The organism is Mucilaginibacter sp. P5_A6, from assembly GCF_056400585.1.
This window is the reverse complement of the sequence record NZ_JBFUKZ010000017.1, coordinates 90,454-110,923: the sequence shown is the minus strand read 5'-3', so window position 1 is coordinate 110,923 and position 20,470 is coordinate 90,454. Positions and strand designations below refer to the sequence as shown.

Below are 20,470 nucleotides of genomic sequence, written 5' to 3'. Positions count from 1 at the left end.
GAGCGATAGAGCTTAAGCCCCGTTCCGTGACTATTTTAACTGGTTATTATCAATAATACAACATTCCTTTCATGAAGAAAATCGTCGCTCTCCTAATGGCCATTTTGACAAGTCTAACCGTATCGGCACAGGTGCGGCCAATTTCTCTTGCCGGTACATGGCAGTACCTGCTCGACTCGCTGGACAAAGGCTCGAATGATAAATGGTATCAGCAAAAATTTACGAAGGCAATAAAACTACCTGGTACACTGGATGATGCTGGTGTTGGCAAACCCATAGAAGCTGACACATCTACACTAACCAAGGAAGTTATGCTGCATCTTTCCAGGAAGCACCGGTATATTGGCGCTGTGTGGTACCAGCGTACTTTTAATCTTACCAGCCGGATGAATAACGCACGGCTTTTGCTTGAAAGGGTGATCTGGCGAACCGATTGTTGGATTGACGGAAAACAGGTAAGAACGCAAGAAAGCCTCGTCGCGCCACAGGTTTTTGATCTGGGGAGCCTTGATGTAGGAAAGCATCTGATCACGATTCGAATTGACAACCGCAAACAGCATGATATCAGTATCAATGACTTTGCGCATGCCTATACCGATGGTACGCAAATTATCTGGAACGGTATTATCGGAAAAATACAGCTTACGGACATGGGCGAGAAGGCGATCACAGGAACAATGATTTTTGCTTCCTTGTCAAATCATACTGTAAAAGCAGTCAGCAAATTCAGCGGTGGTAGCAAGGTAAAGACCTATATACGCACTACCTTATTTTTCGGAACGAAAGTCATTATGCGAACCAAGCCAACCGTTGTTAACGGTGAACAGCAGGAAATTACTCTCCAAGTCCCCCATGCGCAATCATGGGACGAGTTTCATCCTCGACTGTATCATTTGCGTACTGAATTGACCGACGTTTATAGCAGGATATTAGACGTAAGAATGGAAAGTTTTGGCTTCAGGAATATCTCGGTAAACGGGAACGAGCTGAAAGTGAACGGGCGACCGCTATTTCTGCGCGGAACACTTGAGTGCAATATTTTTCCGTTGGAGGGCCATCCTCCCATGAGTACTGCAGGATGGCTCAAAATGTTTAAAACAGCCAGGGCCTATGGGCTGAACCATATCCGCTTTCATTCCTGGTGCCCTCCGGAAGCAGCATTTCAGGTAGCCGACTCCCTCGGTTTTTACCTGCATGTGGAACTGCCGCTTTGGAGTTTGTCTGTTGGTAAAGATCAAAAGACATTAGCTTACCTGGATGAAGAAGCGCAAAACATCATTCAAAATTATGGAAATCATCCATCGTTTTGTTTCTGGAGCATGGGCAATGAACTGGAAGGCGACTTTAGGTGGTTGGAAAACCTTGTGCGAAAGCTTAAAAAGGAAGACAGCCGGCATCTTTATACCACTACCACGTTCAGTTTTCAGAACGGACATGGTAAAACCCCTGAGCCTGCGGACGATTATTTCATCACCCAGTACACCGAAAAGGGCTGGGTACGGGGGCAAGGTATCTTTAACACCAGTATCCCTAATTTCAAGACCGATTACGGTAAAGCGTTGCAGGGAACATCGGCACCGCTCATTATTCATGAAGTGGGTCAGTATTCCGTATATCCGGATCTTAAAGAAATCGCAAAGTATACGGGGGTACTTAGGCCGGCCAATTTTGAGGCAGTAAGGAATGACCTCCGTAAGAAAAAGATGCTTGGCTTGGCTCCTGATTACCTCAAAGCCAGCGGGGCCCTGGCCGTTCAACTTTACAAGGAAGAAATTGAGCGGGCTTTAAAAACCCGAGGGGTAGGAGGATTTCAACTGCTCGACCTGCACGATTTTCCTGGCCAGGGAACGGCTCTTGTGGGTATATTAAATGCTTTTTGGGATAGTAAAGGATTGATTACGCCAAACGATTTTCGCAATTTCTGCGGACCCGTCGTACCGTTAATTCGATTTGAAAAGGCTGCCTACAACAACGATGAGCATTTCGAGGCTTCTGCGGAGATCGCCAATTACAGTGATCATCAAATTGACGACGAAATTTGCTGGTCAGTCAGGTCCATCGACGGGCGTATTAATTTTCAGGGTTCGCTCGGCAAAAAATCCATTCCTATCGGCAATGCTCATCCGGCCGGTCATTTTTCAGTTGACCTTACTAAAGTGGATCAGGCCTGCGAACTGACTGTGTCAGTCCGTATGATCAAATCAAAATATAACAATCACTGGAAGATATGGGTGTATCCCGCAAGAATGCCTGAACAGCCGGGCAACGTAATATTTACGACAACAATAGACAGTGCCATCCGTTATCTGGAAGCTGGAAGAAAAGTTATATTGAACCCGGACACTGCGCTGATCAAAGGTATAGACGGCCGTTTCGCCCCGGTTTTCTGGAGCCCGGTCCATTTTCCTGACCAACCTGGCAGCATGGGACTGTTGATTGAAAAGAAAAACAAAGCCTTATCAAACTTTCCAACGGATTTCTATACTGACTGGCAATGGTGGGACCCCGTAACGCATTCCCGATCGCTCATCCTGGATAAACTGGCAACTAAACCTATCCCTATAGTTCGTGTCATCGATAATTTTTTTAAAAACCGCAATCTGGCGACGCTAATTGAATTTAAAATTGGTCCCGGTAAATTGATCTTATGTACAATGGACATTCATCATAAACTATCAGAGCGACCAGCTGCAAGGCAATTACGCTATAGCCTGATTCGCTATGCGGCGGATAGTGCTTTTCATCCTACTAATGAAATCGACAGCAGCAATTTGCGCAAACTATTGAATTAAGAGCGAAAGAATATATAGTTCTTGTTTTGCGATCAATTATCTACTGCCGCCCAAAACAGGCAATAATTATTTAGCATATTTTGAGATAAAAAAAGACCGCAAAACAGGGTGTTAAATCTGATTTGCGGTCTGAGGTGACCTGGGAGAGGATCGAACTCTCGACCCACTGATTAAGAGTCAGTTGCTCTACCGGCTGAGCTACCAAGTCGTTCCGGTTTTTTACCGGGTTGCAAATATGCTAATTTTTATTTGAGTCGAAAAGTATAGAAGTCGGAAAGTCTGGAAAAATTTGTCATTTTCTAACTTCCTGACTTTCCGTCTTGCGGACTTTCTGACTTTTAAACCATAGCGTACAAATCTTCGCGTTGTTTTTGAACTACTGCGCTGTTGATATATTCATCATAAGTCATCAGCTTATCAATGTAACCACCTGGGGTAAGCTCAATAATACGGTTGGCAACTGTTTCAACCAGTTCATGATCCCGTGAAGTGAACAGGATGGTTCCCCTGAAGTCTTTCATGCCATTATTAAGCGCTGTGATCGATTCCAGGTCGAGGTGGTTGGTTGGCTCATCAAACATCAGCAGGTTTGCTTGTTGTAGCATCATACGGCTAAACATGCAGCGCATTTTTTCGCCTCCTGATAATACATTGCTTTTCTTTAATACTTCCTCGCCAGAGAATAACATCCGACCCAAAAAGCCACGAATAAACTGATCATCTTTCTCACCCGGCGAGTATTCGCGTAGCCAGTCGATAAGGTTATCGTTTTTGCCTTTAAAGTATTCGGCATTATCAATTGGAATATCGGCCGGGTTAATGGTAACACCCCATTTAAAGCTGCCTTTATAATCGGTATCCCTGCCGGTTAAAATATTATATAGGGCGGTAGTAGCTAAGCTGTTTTGAGAGAGGATAGCAATTTTATCACCTTTGTTTACCGTTAAGCTGATATTATTGAATAACAGTTCGCCATTAAGGCTTTTCTTCAAGTTTTCAACTTGCAGAATCTGGTCACCAGCTTCGCGGCCAAGGTTATTGAATATAATTCCCGGGTATTTACGGTTTGAAGGCTGAATCTCATCTATATTAATCTTATCCAACGCTTTTTTACGGCTGGTAGCCTGTTTTGATTTTGATGCGTTCGCGCTAAACCTGCGTATAAATTCCTGCAACTCCTTAACCCGCTCTTCTGTCTTTTTATTCTGATCAGAACGTTGTTTCAACGCTAACTGGCTCGATTCGTACCAGAATGTATAGTTACCGGTATAAATGGTCATTTTAGCAAAATCAATATCAACCACGTGGGTACACACAGTATCCAGGAAGTGTCTGTCGTGCGATACTACGAGCACAATCGCCTCGTATGAGGCTAAAAAGTCTTCAAGCCAGCTTACGGTATGGATGTCCAGGTCGTTGGTAGGCTCATCCAATAGTAAAATATCAGGTTTGCCAAAAAGGGCTTGTGCCAATAACACACGTACTTTTTGAGTATTGTCCAAATCTTTTACAAGGTTATAATGAAATTCTTCTTTAATGCCCAGGTTACTTAATAGGGTAGCAGCATTGCTTTCGGCATTCCAGCCATCCATTTCGGCAAAAAGGTTTTCCAGCTCCCCTGCGCGTTCGCCGTCTGCATCAGTAAAATCTTCTTTTAGGTAAATGGCGTCCTTTTCTTTCATAATGGCATACATCTCCTTATGGCCCATCATAACGGTTTCAATCACCGAAAATTCGTCAAACGCATAATGGTTTTGACTTAATACAGCCATTCGCTCGCCGGGCGTAAAACTCACCGAACCACTGGTTGGATCGATATCGCCAGAAAGAATTTTTAAGAATGTTGATTTTCCTGCACCGTTGGCACCTATAATGCCATAGCAGTTACCTTGCGAAAACTTAAGATTAACGTCTTCAAATAATGTACGCTTACCGTAACGTAGAGATAGATTGGATACCGTGATCATGCTGCACCTGTAATTTGGCGCAAAAATAAGGTAAATACTTTGTTTTATGGTAAACTAAGCCGACATTATGTTTGTGTGGAGACTGGGATAAGGGGGTGTTCCTGTTTTCCCCAACTATTTTGGCAACCGTGGATACAATTGCTCAAAATATTTGCACAAACGAAACTAAATGCCCTTTTTATACGTTATAAAGCATAATTCACCAATGCCAGATAAATGGTATAACCTTTGACTTAACATTCTTATATTCTTTACTATTATTTATTAAACAATACCAGTCATGGGAGCATTAATTGTAGGTTTGATCATCGTAAATATTGTGATAGCCATTAATAATACACAAAAACGCAAGGTATATTAATTACCAACATAAAACCTGCAACACATACTTAAATTAATATATTATTTAAGGTTTGTGTTTCATGGTTAGCTAATTTTTGCAGAGGCCCCGAGGCGAGCATCTTTAACATCATGTTCAAATCTGCATTAATTGTAAAAAGGACATTTGTTTGGTCATTATTGGAAGATAATGACCATTTTAATTTCAAATCGAACGGTGGTTTTGCTGCCGGTACAATCACAATTTCCTCATTAGTTATGCGGCTTTCTATTTTTAATGATAGTTGGGCCATATTTGGTATGCTAAAGCTGGCCTCATCTGCCGTAGATACCCATTCCTGTATGTTATCAGGCATTAGTTTCTGGTGATTATTAAAATCGGCCAGGTAAGTGTATACCTCAGTTATGGGTTTGTTGATGCTGATAGCACTGGTGAATGTAGTCATTGATGTAGATGTGAGATATTAGATTAACTTAGTTGAGGTCTTTGCCGTTTGAGACAAGGGGAAAAGTATTAGTCAAAATCCTTCAATCTTACGAATCAAGGTTAATACAAATCAAATAAATTATAAAAAAGTACTTAAAATCAACTGTTTAACTCGATGCAATTTGTCCCCATGTCGAGGGTGCTTCGCGCCATTGTTTTAAAATAGCAACATCTTTTTCGGTAATATATTGGTTTTCCCCGGCGTATTTAATCAGTGCATTGTAGTTTGACAAAGTAACAAAAGGACAACCTGCATTCCTGAAATTTTCTGTTGCTACATCAAACCCATAGCTAAATATGGCTGCAAGGCCTGCAACTTCAAAACCAGCGGTTTTCAACGCGTCAACAGCCTGCAAACTGCTTTTTCCGGTTGATATCAGGTCCTCAATTACCACAACCCTTTTGCCGGTAGTAGTAGTTATATCTCCTTCAATTAAACTCCCTGTGCCATGTTCTTTTGCTTTGGCACGTACGTATATAAACGGAAGCCCCAATTCCTGCGCTACTAATGCGCCTTGGGGTATACCTGCAGTTGCAACCCCTGCTATGCAGCCAACACTACCAAATTTCTCCTGGATAATAACAGTTAATTGCTGCCTGATATAGGTACGGATTGATGGATGAGAGAGCGTTACGCGGTTATCGCAATAGATAGGCGATTTCCATCCTGAAGCCCATGTAAAAGGATTATTAGGTTGTAATTTAATTGCTTTAATTTGCAGCAGGAATTCGGCAACCTGCTGTTCTATCTCATTATTATTAAACATGGCTCAAAAATACAGAATTTATATTAACGAAAAGGTTATCCTGCTAACAGAATCAGAACCTCATAATGTTGAAAGTTATGAAAAGCTTGAAGCAGAGACCTTTGATCTTAAAATAATTTATACCTGGATACTGGCTAATCCCAAAAAACTGTTCTATATAAAATGCAATAACGCCAAAGAGTTTTTAAGATCTGTTAAGAAAAATATAACACTTATTGAGGCCGCTGGCGGACTTGTTAAGAATACCGCCGGGCACTATTTATTTATTTACCGTAATGATAAATGGGACTTGCCAAAGGGTAAAATTGAAAAGGACGAAAAGGTGAAAGAGGCGGCTGTGCGCGAGGTAGAGGAAGAGTGTGGTATAAAAGTGAGCAAGCTTAAAGATAAGATATGTAAAACTTACCATGTTTATATTAACCGTGGTGATGTGGTGCTTAAGAAAACACACTGGTTTAACATGGATTGCAAGGGCAGGGAAAAGTTAAAACCGCAAAAAGAAGAAGGTATTACCGATGTGCGCTGGTTTGAAAAACATCATATTGAACCTATAATTGATAATACCTTTCCATCTATTTTGGATGTATTACATAAAGAAAAACTGGCTATAAATAGGCTAATGCCTCAGAAGGGATAAATTGGGCAACATCACCATGATGGCGCATAATTTCGCGCACTATGGTTGAGCTGATGGATGAATAGCCTGGTTTGCTTACTATAAAAATACTTTCAATGTCGGGCACCAGGGCGTGGTTCATTTGGGCAATGGCTTTTTCGTACTCAAAATCGGATACAGTACGGATTCCCCTGATCATGTAAGTGGCGCCAATGCTTTTGCAAAAATTAACGGTGAGGCCCTCATAAGCTATAATATGAATCCGGTCATCGTGCTTAAAAACGGCTCTCAGCATTTGCTCCCGGGTTTCAATACTTAATAAGCCTTTTTTGCTGCTGTTTGCACCAATCCCAATGTAAACCTTATCAAACAGATCAACTGATCTTTTCACAATGTCAACGTGGGCCTTGGTAACCGGATCAAACGAACCCGGGAAAAGAGCGATCTTCATAATAGGGTAGTGTTAATGCTTCCACCAAAAGTAACAATGATTTTTAATGTTTGAATATATTAGATTGAATTTAAAGCGCTATAATATCTTCCAGTTGGTAATAAACTTTTATGCCGTGTTCTTTTGCTACCTTAACATCTTCATCAGCTCCTTTAGATTCACCTGAAATCCTTAAAATGGCATCGCATTTGGCCAGTATACGCCGCGATACAGGATATGAAATTTCCTGATACGCTTTATCGCCCGGGTGTTTTGAGCCTGCTTGCTTTAAAAGAGGTAGGGCAAACCATTCGCCAATTACAGGGATATGGCCGGCCCTGAATATAGGAAGTGCTGCTTCTTCCATTTTCTTTAAATTTTCTGCCATTAATTCGGGGTTATCGTTTGTGCCTGAACGGTACGGCCCCGCTATTAATATTGTTAAAATTTTGTTCGTCATGATATTAAATTATTTATCTGGGCATATTGTAAAAGCATTATGGTTTTAGCGTCTCTTATTTCGCCGTTGTTGATCATATTTAAAGCTTGAGAAAACGGCAGTTCCAATACTTCTATGTTTTCGTTTTCTTCATCCAGGCCACCACCGTTGCTTACTTTCATGTCTGGAGTGTATTCGGCTATAAAAAAATAAAGTATTTCTGTCACCGATCCCGGCGACATGTATGCCTCGAACACTTTTTTTACATTGCTAACCTGGTAGCCGGTTTCTTCTTCAGTTTCTTTCCTTATACAATCTTCTGCATTATTCTTATCAAGTAACCCGGCACAGCTTTCTATGAGCATTCCACTTGTATTTCCATTGATGTAAGTAGGCATCCTGAATTGCCTCGTAAGTATTACAGATTTATTGGCAGCATTGTATAAAAGGATGGTTGCACCGTTGCCTCGGTCATAGGCTTCACGGCTAAGCAACAATACCGTACCATCTTTTTTTGTTGCCTCAAAGGTTATTTTATTTAGCGTATACCAATTATTTGACAGGATATCGATATTTAAGATTTTTATTTTCTTCATATAATTTGATTGAGTTTGATCGATTATGATTATTTTTGAACAAATCAACAATATTTAAATGAACTTTCAAAAAAGAAAACAAAAAATACTTGATAAACTAAGTAGTTTAGGTGAGGTTGATATTAAAGAATTAGCCGTAACACTGGCTATCTCGGAGATAACTGCCAGGCGCGATTTAAACCAGCTTGCCAGCGATGGTTTACTTTACCGTACTCATGGCGGCGCCATGAAGGTTGATCCTTTAGCAAAACCGCAGGCCTTTGTAAATAAGGCGGCCCAAAATTCGAGCGTTAAAGACAACATTTGCCGTAAAGCTGCCGAGCATATTCACGACGGAGATATTATTTTTATGGACTGCGGCAGCACCGTTTTTAGGCTGTGCCAGTTTATAAAAAATAAAAAGATAAGGGTGATAACCAACTCGTTACCTGTTATTTATGAGTTGCAAAACTGCCAGGTGTCCCTGAATGTAATAGGGGGCGAATTTGACAGCAAAAGGCAGGCTGTACATGGTAAAGCAGCCAACGAGCATATTGGCCGATACAGGGCCGGTAAGGCTTTTTTAGGGGTTGACGGCATATCGCCAAACGGTTTATTTGCAAATAGTGAACTTGAAGCAGAAATAACATTAGCTTATATTAACCAAAGTGCTTTTGCCTATATATTATGCGATGCCGGTAAAATAGGCAACGAACTTTATTTGAAATTTGCAGATATAAACCAGGTTGGCGCTATTATTACCAATGCCGATGATGAAAAGCTTAAACTTTTTGCTGATACCGCTTTAGTCCTTTTAAAGATTGATTAAGCAGGCTCCACGACATTGTTCCTAAAAAATGAAAACGACGAATGTCCATACTTACGCTGCTCCACAAAAGCCGGGTGCTGACTTATGTTTTGCATTGATTGATGCTCAACTACCAATAATGCGCCAGGCAAAAGAATATTCCTTTCAAAAACAATTTTTGGTATGTCGGGGATCTTATTCAGGTCATAGGGGGGGTCGGCAAATACAAGGTCATATTGTTCCGTTTCTATCTGGAGATATTTGAACACATCTTCTTTATAAGCTTTTATTTGGGTTAGCTTATGCTGGCGCGATGTATCTTTCAGGTAATTAACACAATGAATGCTGCGGTCAACCGATATAACTTCGGCAGCGCCCCTGGAAGCAAACTCCAATGAGATATTGCCTGTGCCGCTAAACAGATCGAGTACCTTGATGCCCTCGAATTCTATTTGATTTAGCAGGATATTAAACAAGGCTTCCTTGGCCAGGTCGGTAGTAGGGCGTACCGGAAGGTTTTTAGGGGGATTAAGCCTTAAACCTCTTAAAGTGCCTCCGATGATACGCATAATGAAAGAGCAGAAAGTGACAGTATTTTATGGCCCTCAATTTCTGAAGGTAACAGAAGGGGCGTTACAGTGTTGATCTCCACCTTGCCAAAAAACTCAGCTAAACGGCTCATATTTTTATCGCCGGTATTAACCTCTCCACTCACATAAACAGAAGTGTGGGCGGGTTGTAAACTAAGTTCGCTGGTTACTAACGATACAAAATAAGCCAGTTCATCTTCGCCGGTAAACTCAAAAGTATTATAAAAGCGCAGTTTACTAAAGCCGAAGTTGGCTATTTCAGCCGTTTCACCGTTGATATTCAAATATAAGTCACTGTCGCTGGGCTGGTTGTTGGCTATGGCATTTAGCCATCCTTTTGATGAAAATACGGTATTACGCAAACCAAACTCCTCTGCAGCGTTTAGTACATCGCCGGGTGTTTTATAAATAATGATGTTTTTATTATCTAATGGCTGGCTCAAAACCTTTTCGTCTGCCCTTACATCAAGGAAACGGGCCAGGTCGGCTACCTTATCCTGGTTGAAAAGGCTTTGTGGCAAAAGGGAAAACCCGATTGCGGGTAAACCGATAACTACATTTTTATAGCTTGCCGATAACAGGTCCAGCAATTCCTGCGGATCGTTTAATTCATCCAGCGGGTGCTTATCAGCCAGGGCGATAAGTTTGTTTTGATCGCTTACAGCGTACGAAAACGATGTTTTATCAATTTGTATCAATAAATTATAACCTTGCGCCTTATCAAGGCTAAAGGTATCATCATGGTAATTGTAGTTGTGTTCGCTCATGCCAGTTTAACAAAAGTAATATTTTTTAGCAGATACCCTATAGGCAACTATTAAATATGCTTTCATTGTTGGGTGAAACTTTAAACCAGGAGCTTTGAAAAAAGAGATAAAAGAATGTAAATAATCAGGGGCCGCCAGATAGGTTTAGGATAATAATCATCGTCAGGAAAATACTTTTTAAAGAAGTACCTTGTTAGTATTAGCCCGGCTATAATGTTGAGTGCTATAATTAAGCCCATAAGCTCCAACATTGGTAATAGTTGTGTAAATGTTAAGGGCGTGCCCGACGAAGCCTTTTTAATTAATTCAGGATCTATCTTAATGCCCGAATACCTTATTGCATTAATATATATTAAATAAAAAACCACCAGGAAAAGTAAAACCTGGGTTATAGCTTTTTTATACCCGGCCGCCCATAAATTAAGAATAAGCAAAACGCCTGCAAATAAAAAACTGAAAATAGAAAAACCGAAAATGGCCCGTTTTGAATAGATATCTACAAAATCCTCTTCTTGTTCTTCTACCTTATCTTCATTAAATTCCATGGCCAAATTTATAACTAATCCTGTTAGCTTTTTAGTAAGGGTAAAGGTTTTTCAATTACTTATCATCATTTTTGTAAAGTGGCAGAAATTGATCATATCCGCAAAGCCTTTCCGCATACCCCAACCGGCCAGCAACTTGAACTGTTTGACCGCCTGCATGCCTTTTTACAGAGCCGTGACGGCGACGAATGTTTTATCCTGAGGGGATACGCCGGTACCGGTAAAACCACCGTATTGGGGGCGCTTGTAAAAGCATTAAAGCAATACAACTACAGGTCGGTATTACTGGCGCCAACCGGGCGGGCTGCCAAGGTGATCACCAATTACTCGGGTAAAAAGGCTTTTACTATTCATAAACGCATCTACCGTAAAAAATCGGCGCTTACCATGGATGGTGGTTTTACCATTGCCGATAACCTGGCCAGCGATACGCTGTTTATTGTTGATGAGGCATCAATGATAAGTGATGAACCTGTTGCCGGCCATGCATCTTTACTGTACGACCTGGTAAGGTACGCGTACAACGATAAAAATTGCAAACTGGTACTGGTAGGCGATACCGCCCAGCTGCCGCCTGTAGGCTCTGATAACAGCCCTGCGCTCGATGAAAAGATCATGAAAGGGAAGTTCAGGCTTAATGTTTTTAAGTATGAACTTACTGATGTGCTTCGCCAGCAAAAGGATTCGGGGATTTTATTTAATGCTACAGCTATCCGCGATATCATCCGCCTGGAAGAAATAACTACTCCTAAAATAGTTACCAAAGGCTATAAGGATGTTTTCAGGATGACGGGCGAGCGATTGGAGGAGGGATTAAACTACGCCTATAATAAGTACGGGTATGATCGTACGCTTATTATTTGCCGCTCAAACAAGAACGCTAACCTATATAATGGGCAGATCCGCAACCGGATACTGTACCGCGAGGAAGAACTCACCGGGGGCGACCAGATCATGGTGGTTAAAAACAACTACTTCTGGCTTAAGGATAATGACGAAAACAGTACCGATTTTATTGCCAATGGCGATATTGCCCGTATCAGGAAGGTGCGCCGTACAGAGGATATGTATGGCTTCCGTTTCGCCGATGTGCAGATAGAGTTTATTGATTATGCCGAAGACCCGGTATTGGATTGTAAGATACTGCTGGATACCCTGTATGCCGATTCGCCGGCGCTATCACAGGAAAACCAAAAGAAGTTTTACGAGGAGGTTATGAAAGATTATGCCCACCTTACCAATAAAAGGGCCATGCATAACGAGCTGAAGCTGAACCCGTATTACAATGCCCTGCAGATCAAATTCGCGTATGCCATTACCTGCCACAAGGCCCAGGGTGGCCAATGGGATGCCGTTTTTGTTGACCAGGGCTACGTAACCGACGAAATGATCAACATGGATTTCCTGCGCTGGTTTTATACCGCCGTTACCCGTGCTACCACCGAACTGTTTTTAGTGAATTTTGATAACAGGTTTTATAAAGTTCCGGCTGAGTTTTAGTGATCAGGTGTTCCGTTCCAACAGAGTGAACAAGTGCAAAAAAAAATCGTGAAACAGGTTTAATTTTGTTGTAATTAATTGACAATGAGTTTTTTGAGTAGGTATTAAAAAAAATTATGTACGACACGTGTTGTCGTACACCCAATAAAAACATCAACCTGGAACACTTTTTTAATATGAATTGACAGATGCATAAGTTCCCTTTTTTCCAAAATCCATATTAAAAAAAGTCCTTTATCCTTTGTCTATAAGTCCTTTATCCAAAAAACCTTTATCCATAAATTCTTCATCCTAAAAAACTATCTTTATCCCATAATTACTTTAACAACATACCAAACAAGGATTGCCAAAAATCCGGCCTGTTAATCCAGGTTTTCTGAAACGCTGAATGCCCGGCGCAAGTGTTTGCTATGCCATAATTTTTCAGCGCTAATCTTCAAGTTTTATCAATAAATATTACACTTCTGTAAAGAAATATACAGATATATCGGCATTTAGCTCATGTGTTTTAAATAAGCATAAGTCTGGCCATTAAATCAAAATACAAACATGGATATCCTATCAAATAAACAAAAAGTACTATCGTTTTATAAGTTGATCGTCCGCGAGCGCAAGGCCGAACTCATTCCCGAATTTGTGTTGGAAGATTACAAACAACATAACCCAACGGTTGCCCAGGGTAGGGCAGGCATCGCCGCTATGATCAACTATTTAAAAACATTACCGCTACCACCGGCCGACGCCCCATCGCCCATCATCAGGGCCATTCAGGAAGGCGACCTGGTTATAACTCACCTGGATATTACATTCATGGGCAAACACCTGGTGGTTATCGATCTGTTTAAGCTAAAGGATGGCATGCTGGCCGAACATTGGGATGTTATACAGGAAATGCCCGACCAAACCGACCAGGCTATTACCGCCACCAATGGCGAAGCAACTATCGACGAAACGGCATCCGCAGAAAATAGTAAACAGGTTGTGAACAGGTTTTATGAGTCGGTTATCAATAAGCAATTGCCTGCCGGGCTTATTAAGCCGGATTACATTGAGCACGATCCATCCGTAATCAGCAGCGGTAAAGGCCTGGTGGATTACCTGTTTGCCGGGCATGATCGCGAAATCAAAATCCACCGGTTAATAGCCGAAGGAGATTTTGTAGTAGTTCAATCGCAATTTAAAAGAGGAGGGAAGGCGTTTGTGCTTTATGACATCTTTAGGGTTGAGCAGGATAAGATTGCCGAACACTGGAGCGCAGAGCAGACCGTACCGGAAGGTATTGAGGCCGGGGATATGTTTTAAAAGGTTTGTCATCCTGAACGGAGTGAAGGATCTATTCGCAGACTGTACAGGGCGAAGAAGCATGGCAAATAATAGATGCTTCACGAAATCCCAGACTTACGAAGTTTCAGAAACTTCGTAAGTCTTTCGCCGATTTGTTATTCACTGCTGACTCCCCACTGCTGTCACCCGTGCAATGCCATTAAGTTAAGAGGTTTTTCGCGCAAAGATCGCAAAGGCGCAAAGTGATTTTCTGGCTTTCCTAAGCGTCCTGGCCATTTTTGGTGAAATAAATGGCAATACCTGCGGTCCGGTCCGCCAACTGGTCGGATCATACTGAGCAGGCATTAGTCACGGCCAACCCTTGTGCCCCTCGCCCGGCCGGTATCCGCGCCTATCCCTATTGCTGCAATTGCTGGTGTTGTAACCCATCGGTGTCCGAAAGAAATAAGAGAGGCAGGGAATTGTAAAACCCCTTAATATGTTTGATAACCAATGTCTTATGAGTGGGATAATTACTTACGCACCGAATTACGCACCACTTTTTTGCTACAGATTAATTGCAAATCTTATTATATATAAGGTACAAAACATTGCAATATTTACCAATTATTTCTTAGGAAAAGAACCGCAAGGCGAACAGGGATTTTTTTCTTTTGTCTGGCAGATCGTTTTAATACGTATCAGATATTAGAAATATTATTGAAGTTCTATTTGTTTGAAATGATAAATAATTATATTTGAAGCACCTAATCTTAATATAATTATGAAATTATCACAGTAAGAAATCCCCGCCCTTAACCTTCAGAAAGGCTTCAATCACACGGATTTTATTCATTCTCTAACAACATAGTATCAATCTAATACAGATTGACTTTATACACATATCTTAATTAAACTTTTGGCACCTTATATCATGAAGAAACTCATCTTTTCACTATCTCTATTTTTAAGCTTTTCATCATTAGTTCATGCCCAATGGACAACTAATGGAACAAACACTATTACTTCAACTACTAATTCTGTAGGTATTGGCACAACCACACCTGATGAAAAATTGGTAGTAAGTGGTACGATAAAAACCATTTTGGATCCCAATCCAAGTTTTAGTGCTAAAAATGTCGTACGCATTATTCCTGTTGGAGTATCCGGTATCACGGGTGCTCAAAATTGGGCCATCAGAGGTGTCTATCAATATGGAAACGGTGTAGGTCTTAACGCAGTTGGTGGTGACCTTGATATTATTAAATCGTTAAATGGTAATTCAATCTTAGGAACGAAAACAGACGGTACAGCACTTGGAAACATCGGTATAGGTACGCTGACTCCTAATACCAGGCTTGATGTTAATGGAGTGATCTCGATGAATTCATTTGGGTATCTGTCATGTTTGCGGATTCCTGCTAATGGTTTTACAAATTTATTTTTAGGGGGAGCTATAAAAGATAACGCTGATGGTACATACACTATTTATGGAGATGGTGGGTCAAATTATTTCAGCGCGATCAAAATGGATAATGGAGGAGATAATGGCGCAGGAATTAATTTTTACAACGGTGCAGCTACAGGAGGTTCAAATTATACAGTTACCGGTGCGAATCTTCCTAATTATCTACAAATGAGGATAGCTGGAGGGAATGTATCCATCGGAACCTCAGACAGCAAAGGATATAAATTAGCGGTAAATGGCAGCGCCATCGCCACTTCCATGACAGTGAAACTTAACTCAGCATGGCCTGACTATGTTTTCAAAAAGGACTATCAATTGTCATCTCTTGAGGACGTTAAAGCCTATATCGATCAGAATCAACATTTACCTGAAGTGCCATCAGAACAGCAAATTGCTAAAGAAGGCTTGAATCTGGGAGAGATAAATAAGCTGCTGATGAAGAAAGTGGAAGAGTTGACACTGTATCTGATTGATGAACATAAAAAGAAAGAAGAACAGGCTGAATTGCTGAGCAAACAACAGGAACAAATAAATCAATTGATCAAACAGGTGGAGTTACTCAATAAAATTTCAACCAAAAATTAGTCATTCAACAATTTGTATAGTTGTTTCCAAATACATTTAAATGAAAAAAAATCTCTTTCTTTTACCCCCAGCTACAGCAAGCGTTTTTCGCTGTCGCAAGGGCTTTTGAACGCTACTGCAGGCCTCCTGGCCTGTAGTTCGAATGCTAAGTATTGAATATGCAAATCCCGGATGTTTGTTTTCATCCGGGATTTTGTATTTTTAACGTATGAGCTGCAATTATAAATTCAGAAATCCGGGAGGATTATATTTTGGAAGTTTTGCAACTGTTTTTTTGATAGATGTTTTTGTAAGCTGCAATATTTTGATTGCTTAGCATAGTGCCCACGTAAAGGCTTGGCACATACATAGCATGTGGGTCACAAGGCTGGAGCCTTGCGACAGCGGAGGCGAAATAAATGGCAATACCCGCGGCCCGGTCCGCCAACTGGTCGGATCATACTGCGCAGGCCTTATCCGCATTGGCCGGTATCCACTTCTATCCCTATTGCAAAAAAAAAACCGCTGTTCGAATGTCTCCGACTTCGAACCAATATGTAAAGTAGTCTAACAGACTACTTGTGCTGTGCGCTACTTTTGCTATCCATACGGGTTTTGCAAACTACAGGCATAGTAGTTCGAAGTCGGAGACATTCGAACAGCAGAAGACTTCGGAGAGGGGGTAAACACTCTGCTAAGCAATCTTTTAAGCCATGATGCATTAAGTTCATCCGGGCTTTTTGTGCGTTGATTAATGTTAAAGGAATGATTGTAGCTTTATACAAAATACCATAACCGTGCCTGGCTTTTTTGTAAGTGACAATAATTGTGCTAAGCAATCTGGACACACGCGACACGCGTGCGCCAGCTTTGGGGACATTACTTTACAATGGTTAGCGACCTGACTGCACATTTTTATTTTTCGCAGAATGGCCATTATCTGTCAGCTAATGGGGGGGTAGAAAATCAGCTGTTAAATAATAGTTATACATAGAATCCGTCAATTTAAATCGCTCTTTTATCCATGGCAGCCGCTCAATTTCGAATTCATCATTGTCATATTCATCGAAATAGTTATAAGCACAAAACCAAAAATCACCATTTTCTTTATAATAAAACTTACAATATTCCGTGCTTTTTTCGTCGAAATATTCACCCAAAAATTTAAACGTGTCTGCAAAAATCGGCTGATTCGTATTTATATCTAATTCTTCTATGCAGATCGTTCTGTCTTCGGCATCCTTTAGAAATTTCCACCTCTTTGTTTGCTGATTGTTTGCGTAAGCATTTTCTTTTAATATTATGTAGCCGTTATAAATTTCTCTTTCTCTTATTCCGTATGACACCCCTAACGTTGATAAAATTGCTTTTGCGTCTTCCTCACTTTCTCCATTGTCTCTGTAATAATTTACGCGAGAAAGCTGATTGTTATAATATGTTTCTTCTTTTTTAATTAAACCATTGGGCAAGCTATATACCTTATTAAAGGCGCTTAATAACTCAGCTTGCTGGGGTGTTATCTCTTCACCAAGATTTAAATACGATATATCCATTAGCTATCCCTTTTTGATTTGAACAAGATAATGACAAAACAAAATATAATAATATTATTAATTTAGTTAATCGGCGTAGCGGCGTGATATCGATTACTAAAGCTTCCAAGTTGCGCTTTTCCATTTTTATCCAGGTTTAATTTGTTTACAAGTTATCAATGTTCGACATGTACGCAGCTTTACTGTCTCACTAAATGTACTCTAAATCGACTAACTTTGGGGGGATTTGCCTCTGGATTTCATTGATTTATAACAATATGATAAAAAGACCAATTTTAAAATTTTCAATTGTCGTAGCAATCTGCTGCATTTTCTATGGATGTTATGACGTTATAGTTAACCATGACCTTTCAATAACGAATAAATCGAAAATCACGATATCATTACTGTATTCAAACCATGTTGAAAAGAATTTAAAAGAAAACAATATTGCCTACTTTATAAGAGATGATAAGATTTTAAAACCAGATTCATCACTTGATATAACTATCTTAGGTGGGAGGGAAGCATGGCATGATTATATTGAAGAAGGGAAAACTAAAAGACTATTTTTGTATATTTTTTCAACGGATACACTAACGAAATATAACAATCGCTTTTCCATCGATGACTTAGTTCATCAGGGTAAATACCTTAAACTTCTCAACTATTCGGAGAACGATCTAAATAAAACAAATTGGAAAATTGTATTTAAAATGTAGCCAATCAGGGGGATACCCGGTTGGATTACATCAATTCCTAGCTGTAGCAGTTGGTGAATCGGGTGGAGTCTTTAATACTACTGAAGCAAAAACAATCGGAAGCAGCATGATAAACCGAATAAATTAAGCCAACAGCGGAAGACTACCGACAGCAAGGTACGCAACCTAAGGTTCCGTACCTCTGGTACGGAGCCCCATTTTTGTTTTTTTCTACAAAGCTATTCCCCCGCTGGGGGAGAAAACACCCGCTGTTCGAATGTCTCCAACTTCGAACCAATATGTAAAGTAGTCTACAGACTACTTGTGCTGTGCGCTACTTTTGCCATACATACGGGTTTTGTAAACTACAGGCATAGTCGTTCGAGTCGGAGACATTCGAACAGCGGAAGCATCTCCCGTCTGGATCAAAATAACCAGATGATGGCAACCTTTCCTTCTAATCTTTTCATGTCGTATTAATTTTAGAGTTATTACTCAATGAATTATTGCAAAGTTGCCATCTATTGCTTTCCTTTGTATAGTCATTTCCCAAAGGAAAGTAAAATTGTTTATATCGAATATTATGGCTCAGAAAAAAACACACTGCGATTGCCTGAATACAGTGAAGCCTGTACGGGATGCTCTCGACGTGATCAGCGGCAAATGGAAACTACCCATTATTATCTCGGTGGGTGTTGGCAACGACCGATTTACCGACATACAGGAAAGTATCCCCGGAATAACCCCTAAAGTATTGGCTAAAGAACTTAAGGAACTTGAACAGCACAAACTTCTAAAGCGCACTGTTGTAGGTGAGTACCCCGTTAAGATTTTATATACTTTGGAAAAATATGCAGATACGTTAACCCCAATCATATATTCTTTAAAGGATTGGGGTGCAAATCACAAAAAGGTTGTTTTTGCGGATTAGTACCTGCCTGCTGATAACAGCATTGGATTAAATAATCAGCGATATGTCAATTAAGAAGTGATCTGTCTATGTTGTTGATACTGAAAACTGCAAACATCTAAAATTGGTTGAAGAAACTGGTTTTGGTGCCTTTGATGCAGATTATTTGGAAGATTCCTGGCGACCCAGCCGGGATCACCTACCTATTCTAACATCTTGCTTTAATAAATAGCAACTCAACGACATTAGAAAAGGAACGTTGGTGACATTCAATGCACCATCTATTCTAGAGATCTGAGCGGGATACATAAGGTATTTGTCAGCCAGAAGTAATTACCAATTAAAAAGAACTTTCCTTTAGGAAACTACTATAAAAAGTAAAGTGGTTTAAATCTACTTTTACAACAGTTTCAGAGGTAGGTGAGCCACTAAAAAACGAAGTTGTCTAAATTCAGCAGCAGCGATGACTTATTCTTAGGACTGGAAAAAATAGGTCAGTACGCTAAGACTCAGGAGCTCCCCGCGCGATGTAGAATTGCGCCGGTGTTTTTAAAAGATTAATAACAATTAACTTAATATATATTAAAAATGGAAATAGGAATAATCGGATCCGGTAACATTGGAAGTACACTTGCCGGACATTTGACTGCCTTGGGGCATGAGGTGAAAATTGCGAATTCGCGGGGACCGGAATCATTAGCAGAGGTCGCTACAAAAACCGATGCAACGCCGGTGACAGTAGAACAGGCGGCAGGGGCTAAAGACATCATAATTATCGCTGTACCTCCTACGGCGATGGAAAAGCTTCCGGTAGCTATCTTGTCCGTCTCACAGGCGATTATTATAGATACAGGTAATTACTATCCATCACGTGACGGAGAGAATATTAATCTCAAGGATGGATTGACGGATAGTGAATGGGCTGCAAAAGTGATAGGCCACCCTGTAATCAAAGCTTTCAACAATATTCTTTCGCAAAGTTTGGCTTCAAAATCAACACCTGTAGAAAGCCCTGACCGAATAGCTTTATCTGTTGCAGGTAATGAAGAAGAGCATAAAAATATAGTTAAGGCAATTATTAACGAAATTGGTTTTGACGCCATTGACGGTGGATCGCTTTCAGAATCCTGGAGACAGCAGCCCGGTACTCCCGCCTATTGTAAGGATCTTGATAAGGAAGCGTTAGCAGCCGCATTACAAGAAGCCGATGCAAGCAAGCGTGCACAATATCTTGAAATGGCTGACGAGTCAATTCGTCCGTTTTTATAACATTTGGTTTAGAATATTTTAGCACTTATCAGGTTGGATAATTGTTAAAATATTTTCTATCAATATGTTACAGCAAGGTAATTTGGAAGTATTGGGATCTTCTCAAAGACTATTTACTTCCAAATAAAGGCTGAAATCCTT

Annotated in this window: 19 protein-coding genes and 1 tRNA gene; 9 read left to right on the top strand and 11 right to left on the bottom strand. The window is 40.5% G+C overall.

Translation table 11 applies throughout. The annotated features are described in order from the left end of the window. Nucleotides 1-71: 71 nt before the first annotated feature. Complete coding sequence (locus AC1DO4_RS17920; protein WP_477418253.1) at nucleotides 72-2,792, top strand: sugar-binding domain-containing protein; 2,721 nt, start codon at nucleotides 72-74, stop codon at nucleotides 2,790-2,792. A 135-nt stretch (nucleotides 2,793-2,927) separates the two neighbouring features. On the opposite strand, the gene AC1DO4_RS17915 is transcribed toward AC1DO4_RS17920, so the two are convergent. From AC1DO4_RS17915 to pyrE, 4 genes are all read right to left on the bottom strand, one after another. Further along, nucleotides 2,928-3,000, bottom strand: a tRNA-Lys gene (locus AC1DO4_RS17915). 130 nt (nucleotides 3,001-3,130) lie between these two features. Further along, complete coding sequence (locus AC1DO4_RS17910) at nucleotides 3,131-4,759, bottom strand: ABC-F family ATP-binding cassette domain-containing protein (RefSeq protein ID WP_477418251.1); 1,629 nt, start codon at nucleotides 4,757-4,759, stop codon at nucleotides 3,131-3,133. Between the two features lie 389 nt (nucleotides 4,760-5,148). Then, the gene (locus AC1DO4_RS17905; RefSeq protein WP_477418249.1) at nucleotides 5,149-5,544 is read right to left on the bottom strand and encodes an SRPBCC family protein; all 396 of its coding nucleotides are present in this window, start codon (nucleotides 5,542-5,544) and stop codon (nucleotides 5,149-5,151) included. Nucleotides 5,545-5,692: 148 nt separating this feature from the next. Beyond that, on the bottom strand, nucleotides 5,693-6,352 hold the full coding sequence (pyrE, locus tag AC1DO4_RS17900) for an orotate phosphoribosyltransferase (protein WP_477418247.1): 660 nt from the start codon (nucleotides 6,350-6,352) through the stop codon (nucleotides 5,693-5,695). On the opposite strand from pyrE, the gene AC1DO4_RS17895 reads away from it, so the two are divergent. Then, entirely contained in the window at nucleotides 6,351-6,989 is a 639-nt protein-coding gene (locus AC1DO4_RS17895) for an NUDIX hydrolase (protein ID WP_477418245.1), read from the top strand. The two genes, pyrE and AC1DO4_RS17895, sit on opposite strands and share 2 nt — an antisense overlap. Here AC1DO4_RS17895 and coaD read toward each other — a convergent pair. The 3 genes from coaD to nudK all read right to left on the bottom strand — a co-directional run bounded on the left by coaD (nucleotide 6,958) and on the right by nudK (nucleotide 8,433). Beyond that, nucleotides 6,958-7,419, bottom strand: a complete 462-nt coding sequence (gene coaD / locus AC1DO4_RS17890) for a pantetheine-phosphate adenylyltransferase (protein ID WP_477418243.1) — start codon at nucleotides 7,417-7,419, stop codon at nucleotides 6,958-6,960. The two genes, AC1DO4_RS17895 and coaD, sit on opposite strands and share 32 nt — an antisense overlap. A gap of 70 nt (nucleotides 7,420-7,489) precedes the next feature. After that, nucleotides 7,490-7,858, bottom strand: coding sequence for a DUF4406 domain-containing protein (locus AC1DO4_RS17885; RefSeq protein ID WP_477418241.1), 369 nt, complete (start codon nucleotides 7,856-7,858; stop codon nucleotides 7,490-7,492). Then, entirely contained in the window at nucleotides 7,855-8,433 is a 579-nt protein-coding gene (gene nudK / locus AC1DO4_RS17880; RefSeq protein WP_477418239.1) for a GDP-mannose pyrophosphatase NudK, read from the bottom strand. The genes AC1DO4_RS17885 and nudK overlap by 4 nt, the downstream gene beginning before the upstream one ends. 58 nt (nucleotides 8,434-8,491) lie before the next feature. On the opposite strand from nudK, the gene AC1DO4_RS17875 reads away from it, so the two are divergent. Then, nucleotides 8,492-9,241 carry a DeoR/GlpR family DNA-binding transcription regulator gene (locus AC1DO4_RS17875; protein ID WP_477418237.1) on the top strand — a complete coding sequence of 250 codons (750 nt, stop codon included), beginning with the start codon at nucleotides 8,492-8,494 and terminating at the stop codon, nucleotides 9,239-9,241. On the opposite strand, the gene rsmD is transcribed toward AC1DO4_RS17875, so the two are convergent. The 3 genes from rsmD to AC1DO4_RS17860 all read right to left on the bottom strand — a co-directional run bounded on the left by rsmD (nucleotide 9,238) and on the right by AC1DO4_RS17860 (nucleotide 11,122). Beyond that, on the bottom strand, nucleotides 9,238-9,789 hold the full coding sequence (gene rsmD / locus AC1DO4_RS17870; protein ID WP_477418235.1) for a 16S rRNA (guanine(966)-N(2))-methyltransferase RsmD: 552 nt from the start codon (nucleotides 9,787-9,789) through the stop codon (nucleotides 9,238-9,240). The two genes, AC1DO4_RS17875 and rsmD, sit on opposite strands and share 4 nt — an antisense overlap. Beyond that, nucleotides 9,765-10,577 (bottom strand): DUF3822 family protein, encoded by an 813-nt coding sequence (locus tag AC1DO4_RS17865; protein ID WP_477418233.1) that lies wholly within the window; start codon nucleotides 10,575-10,577, stop codon nucleotides 9,765-9,767. The genes rsmD and AC1DO4_RS17865 overlap by 25 nt, the downstream gene beginning before the upstream one ends. An 80-nt stretch (nucleotides 10,578-10,657) precedes the next feature. Further along, complete coding sequence (locus tag AC1DO4_RS17860; protein WP_477418231.1) at nucleotides 10,658-11,122, bottom strand: hypothetical protein; 465 nt, start codon at nucleotides 11,120-11,122, stop codon at nucleotides 10,658-10,660. A 78-nt stretch (nucleotides 11,123-11,200) separates the two neighbouring features. On the opposite strand from AC1DO4_RS17860, the gene AC1DO4_RS17855 reads away from it, so the two are divergent. From AC1DO4_RS17855 to AC1DO4_RS17845, 3 genes are all read left to right on the top strand, one after another. Continuing rightward, a complete protein-coding gene (locus AC1DO4_RS17855) occupies nucleotides 11,201-12,622 on the top strand; it encodes an ATP-dependent DNA helicase (RefSeq protein WP_477418228.1) in 1,422 nt (473 codons plus the stop codon). Between the two features lie 549 nt (nucleotides 12,623-13,171). After that, nucleotides 13,172-13,924: a nuclear transport factor 2 family protein gene (locus AC1DO4_RS17850; protein ID WP_477418226.1), complete on the top strand. Its 753-nt coding sequence runs from the start codon at nucleotides 13,172-13,174 to the stop codon at nucleotides 13,922-13,924. Nucleotides 13,925-14,819: 895 nt separating this feature from the next. Beyond that, nucleotides 14,820-15,938: a hypothetical protein gene (locus tag AC1DO4_RS17845; RefSeq protein WP_477418224.1), complete on the top strand. Its 1,119-nt coding sequence runs from the start codon at nucleotides 14,820-14,822 to the stop codon at nucleotides 15,936-15,938. Between the two features lie 926 nt (nucleotides 15,939-16,864). Here AC1DO4_RS17845 and AC1DO4_RS17840 read toward each other — a convergent pair. Beyond that, nucleotides 16,865-17,470 (bottom strand): hypothetical protein, encoded by a 606-nt coding sequence (locus AC1DO4_RS17840; protein ID WP_477418222.1) that lies wholly within the window; start codon nucleotides 17,468-17,470, stop codon nucleotides 16,865-16,867. 257 nt (nucleotides 17,471-17,727) lie between these two features. Between AC1DO4_RS17840 and AC1DO4_RS17835 the strand changes: the two genes are divergently transcribed. The 3 genes from AC1DO4_RS17835 to AC1DO4_RS17825 all read left to right on the top strand — a co-directional run bounded on the left by AC1DO4_RS17835 (nucleotide 17,728) and on the right by AC1DO4_RS17825 (nucleotide 20,329). Next, nucleotides 17,728-18,171, top strand: a complete 444-nt coding sequence (locus AC1DO4_RS17835; RefSeq protein WP_477418220.1) for a hypothetical protein — start codon at nucleotides 17,728-17,730, stop codon at nucleotides 18,169-18,171. 562 nt (nucleotides 18,172-18,733) lie between these two features. Further along, nucleotides 18,734-19,081, top strand: coding sequence for a winged helix-turn-helix transcriptional regulator (locus AC1DO4_RS17830; protein ID WP_477418218.1), 348 nt, complete (start codon nucleotides 18,734-18,736; stop codon nucleotides 19,079-19,081). Nucleotides 19,082-19,648: 567 nt separating this feature from the next. Further along, nucleotides 19,649-20,329 (top strand): NADPH-dependent F420 reductase, encoded by a 681-nt coding sequence (locus AC1DO4_RS17825; RefSeq protein WP_477418215.1) that lies wholly within the window; start codon nucleotides 19,649-19,651, stop codon nucleotides 20,327-20,329. Nucleotides 20,330-20,470 lie beyond the last annotated feature (141 nt).

What these genes read in the sequence shown, in the direction of transcription:
- AC1DO4_RS17895 (WP_477418245.1), top strand. Translation starts at nt 6,351, where the DNA reads ATGGCTCAAAAATACAGAATTTATATTAACGAAAAGGTTATCCTGCTA.
- AC1DO4_RS17825 (WP_477418215.1), top strand. Translation starts at nt 19,649, where the DNA reads ATGGAAATAGGAATAATCGGATCCGGTAACATTGGAAGTACACTTGCC.
- AC1DO4_RS17885 (WP_477418241.1), bottom strand. Translation starts at nt 7,858, where the DNA reads ATGACGAACAAAATTTTAACAATATTAATAGCGGGGCCGTACCGTTCA.
- AC1DO4_RS17830 (WP_477418218.1), top strand. Translation starts at nt 18,734, where the DNA reads ATGGCTCAGAAAAAAACACACTGCGATTGCCTGAATACAGTGAAGCCT.
- AC1DO4_RS17850 (WP_477418226.1), top strand. Translation starts at nt 13,172, where the DNA reads ATGGATATCCTATCAAATAAACAAAAAGTACTATCGTTTTATAAGTTG.
- rsmD (WP_477418235.1), bottom strand. Translation starts at nt 9,789, where the DNA reads ATGCGTATCATCGGAGGCACTTTAAGAGGTTTAAGGCTTAATCCCCCT.
- AC1DO4_RS17905 (WP_477418249.1), bottom strand. Translation starts at nt 5,544, where the DNA reads ATGACTACATTCACCAGTGCTATCAGCATCAACAAACCCATAACTGAG.
- AC1DO4_RS17875 (WP_477418237.1), top strand. Translation starts at nt 8,492, where the DNA reads ATGAACTTTCAAAAAAGAAAACAAAAAATACTTGATAAACTAAGTAGT.
- nudK (WP_477418239.1), bottom strand. Translation starts at nt 8,433, where the DNA reads ATGAAGAAAATAAAAATCTTAAATATCGATATCCTGTCAAATAATTGG.
- AC1DO4_RS17845 (WP_477418224.1), top strand. Translation starts at nt 14,820, where the DNA reads ATGAAGAAACTCATCTTTTCACTATCTCTATTTTTAAGCTTTTCATCA.
- pyrE (WP_477418247.1), bottom strand. Translation starts at nt 6,352, where the DNA reads ATGTTTAATAATAATGAGATAGAACAGCAGGTTGCCGAATTCCTGCTG.
- AC1DO4_RS17865 (WP_477418233.1), bottom strand. Translation starts at nt 10,577, where the DNA reads ATGAGCGAACACAACTACAATTACCATGATGATACCTTTAGCCTTGAT.
- AC1DO4_RS17835 (WP_477418220.1), top strand. Translation starts at nt 17,728, where the DNA reads ATGATAAAAAGACCAATTTTAAAATTTTCAATTGTCGTAGCAATCTGC.
- AC1DO4_RS17910 (WP_477418251.1), bottom strand. Translation starts at nt 4,759, where the DNA reads ATGATCACGGTATCCAATCTATCTCTACGTTACGGTAAGCGTACATTA.
- AC1DO4_RS17920 (WP_477418253.1), top strand. Translation starts at nt 72, where the DNA reads ATGAAGAAAATCGTCGCTCTCCTAATGGCCATTTTGACAAGTCTAACC.
- AC1DO4_RS17840 (WP_477418222.1), bottom strand. Translation starts at nt 17,470, where the DNA reads ATGGATATATCGTATTTAAATCTTGGTGAAGAGATAACACCCCAGCAA.
- coaD (WP_477418243.1), bottom strand. Translation starts at nt 7,419, where the DNA reads ATGAAGATCGCTCTTTTCCCGGGTTCGTTTGATCCGGTTACCAAGGCC.
- AC1DO4_RS17860 (WP_477418231.1), bottom strand. Translation starts at nt 11,122, where the DNA reads ATGGAATTTAATGAAGATAAGGTAGAAGAACAAGAAGAGGATTTTGTA.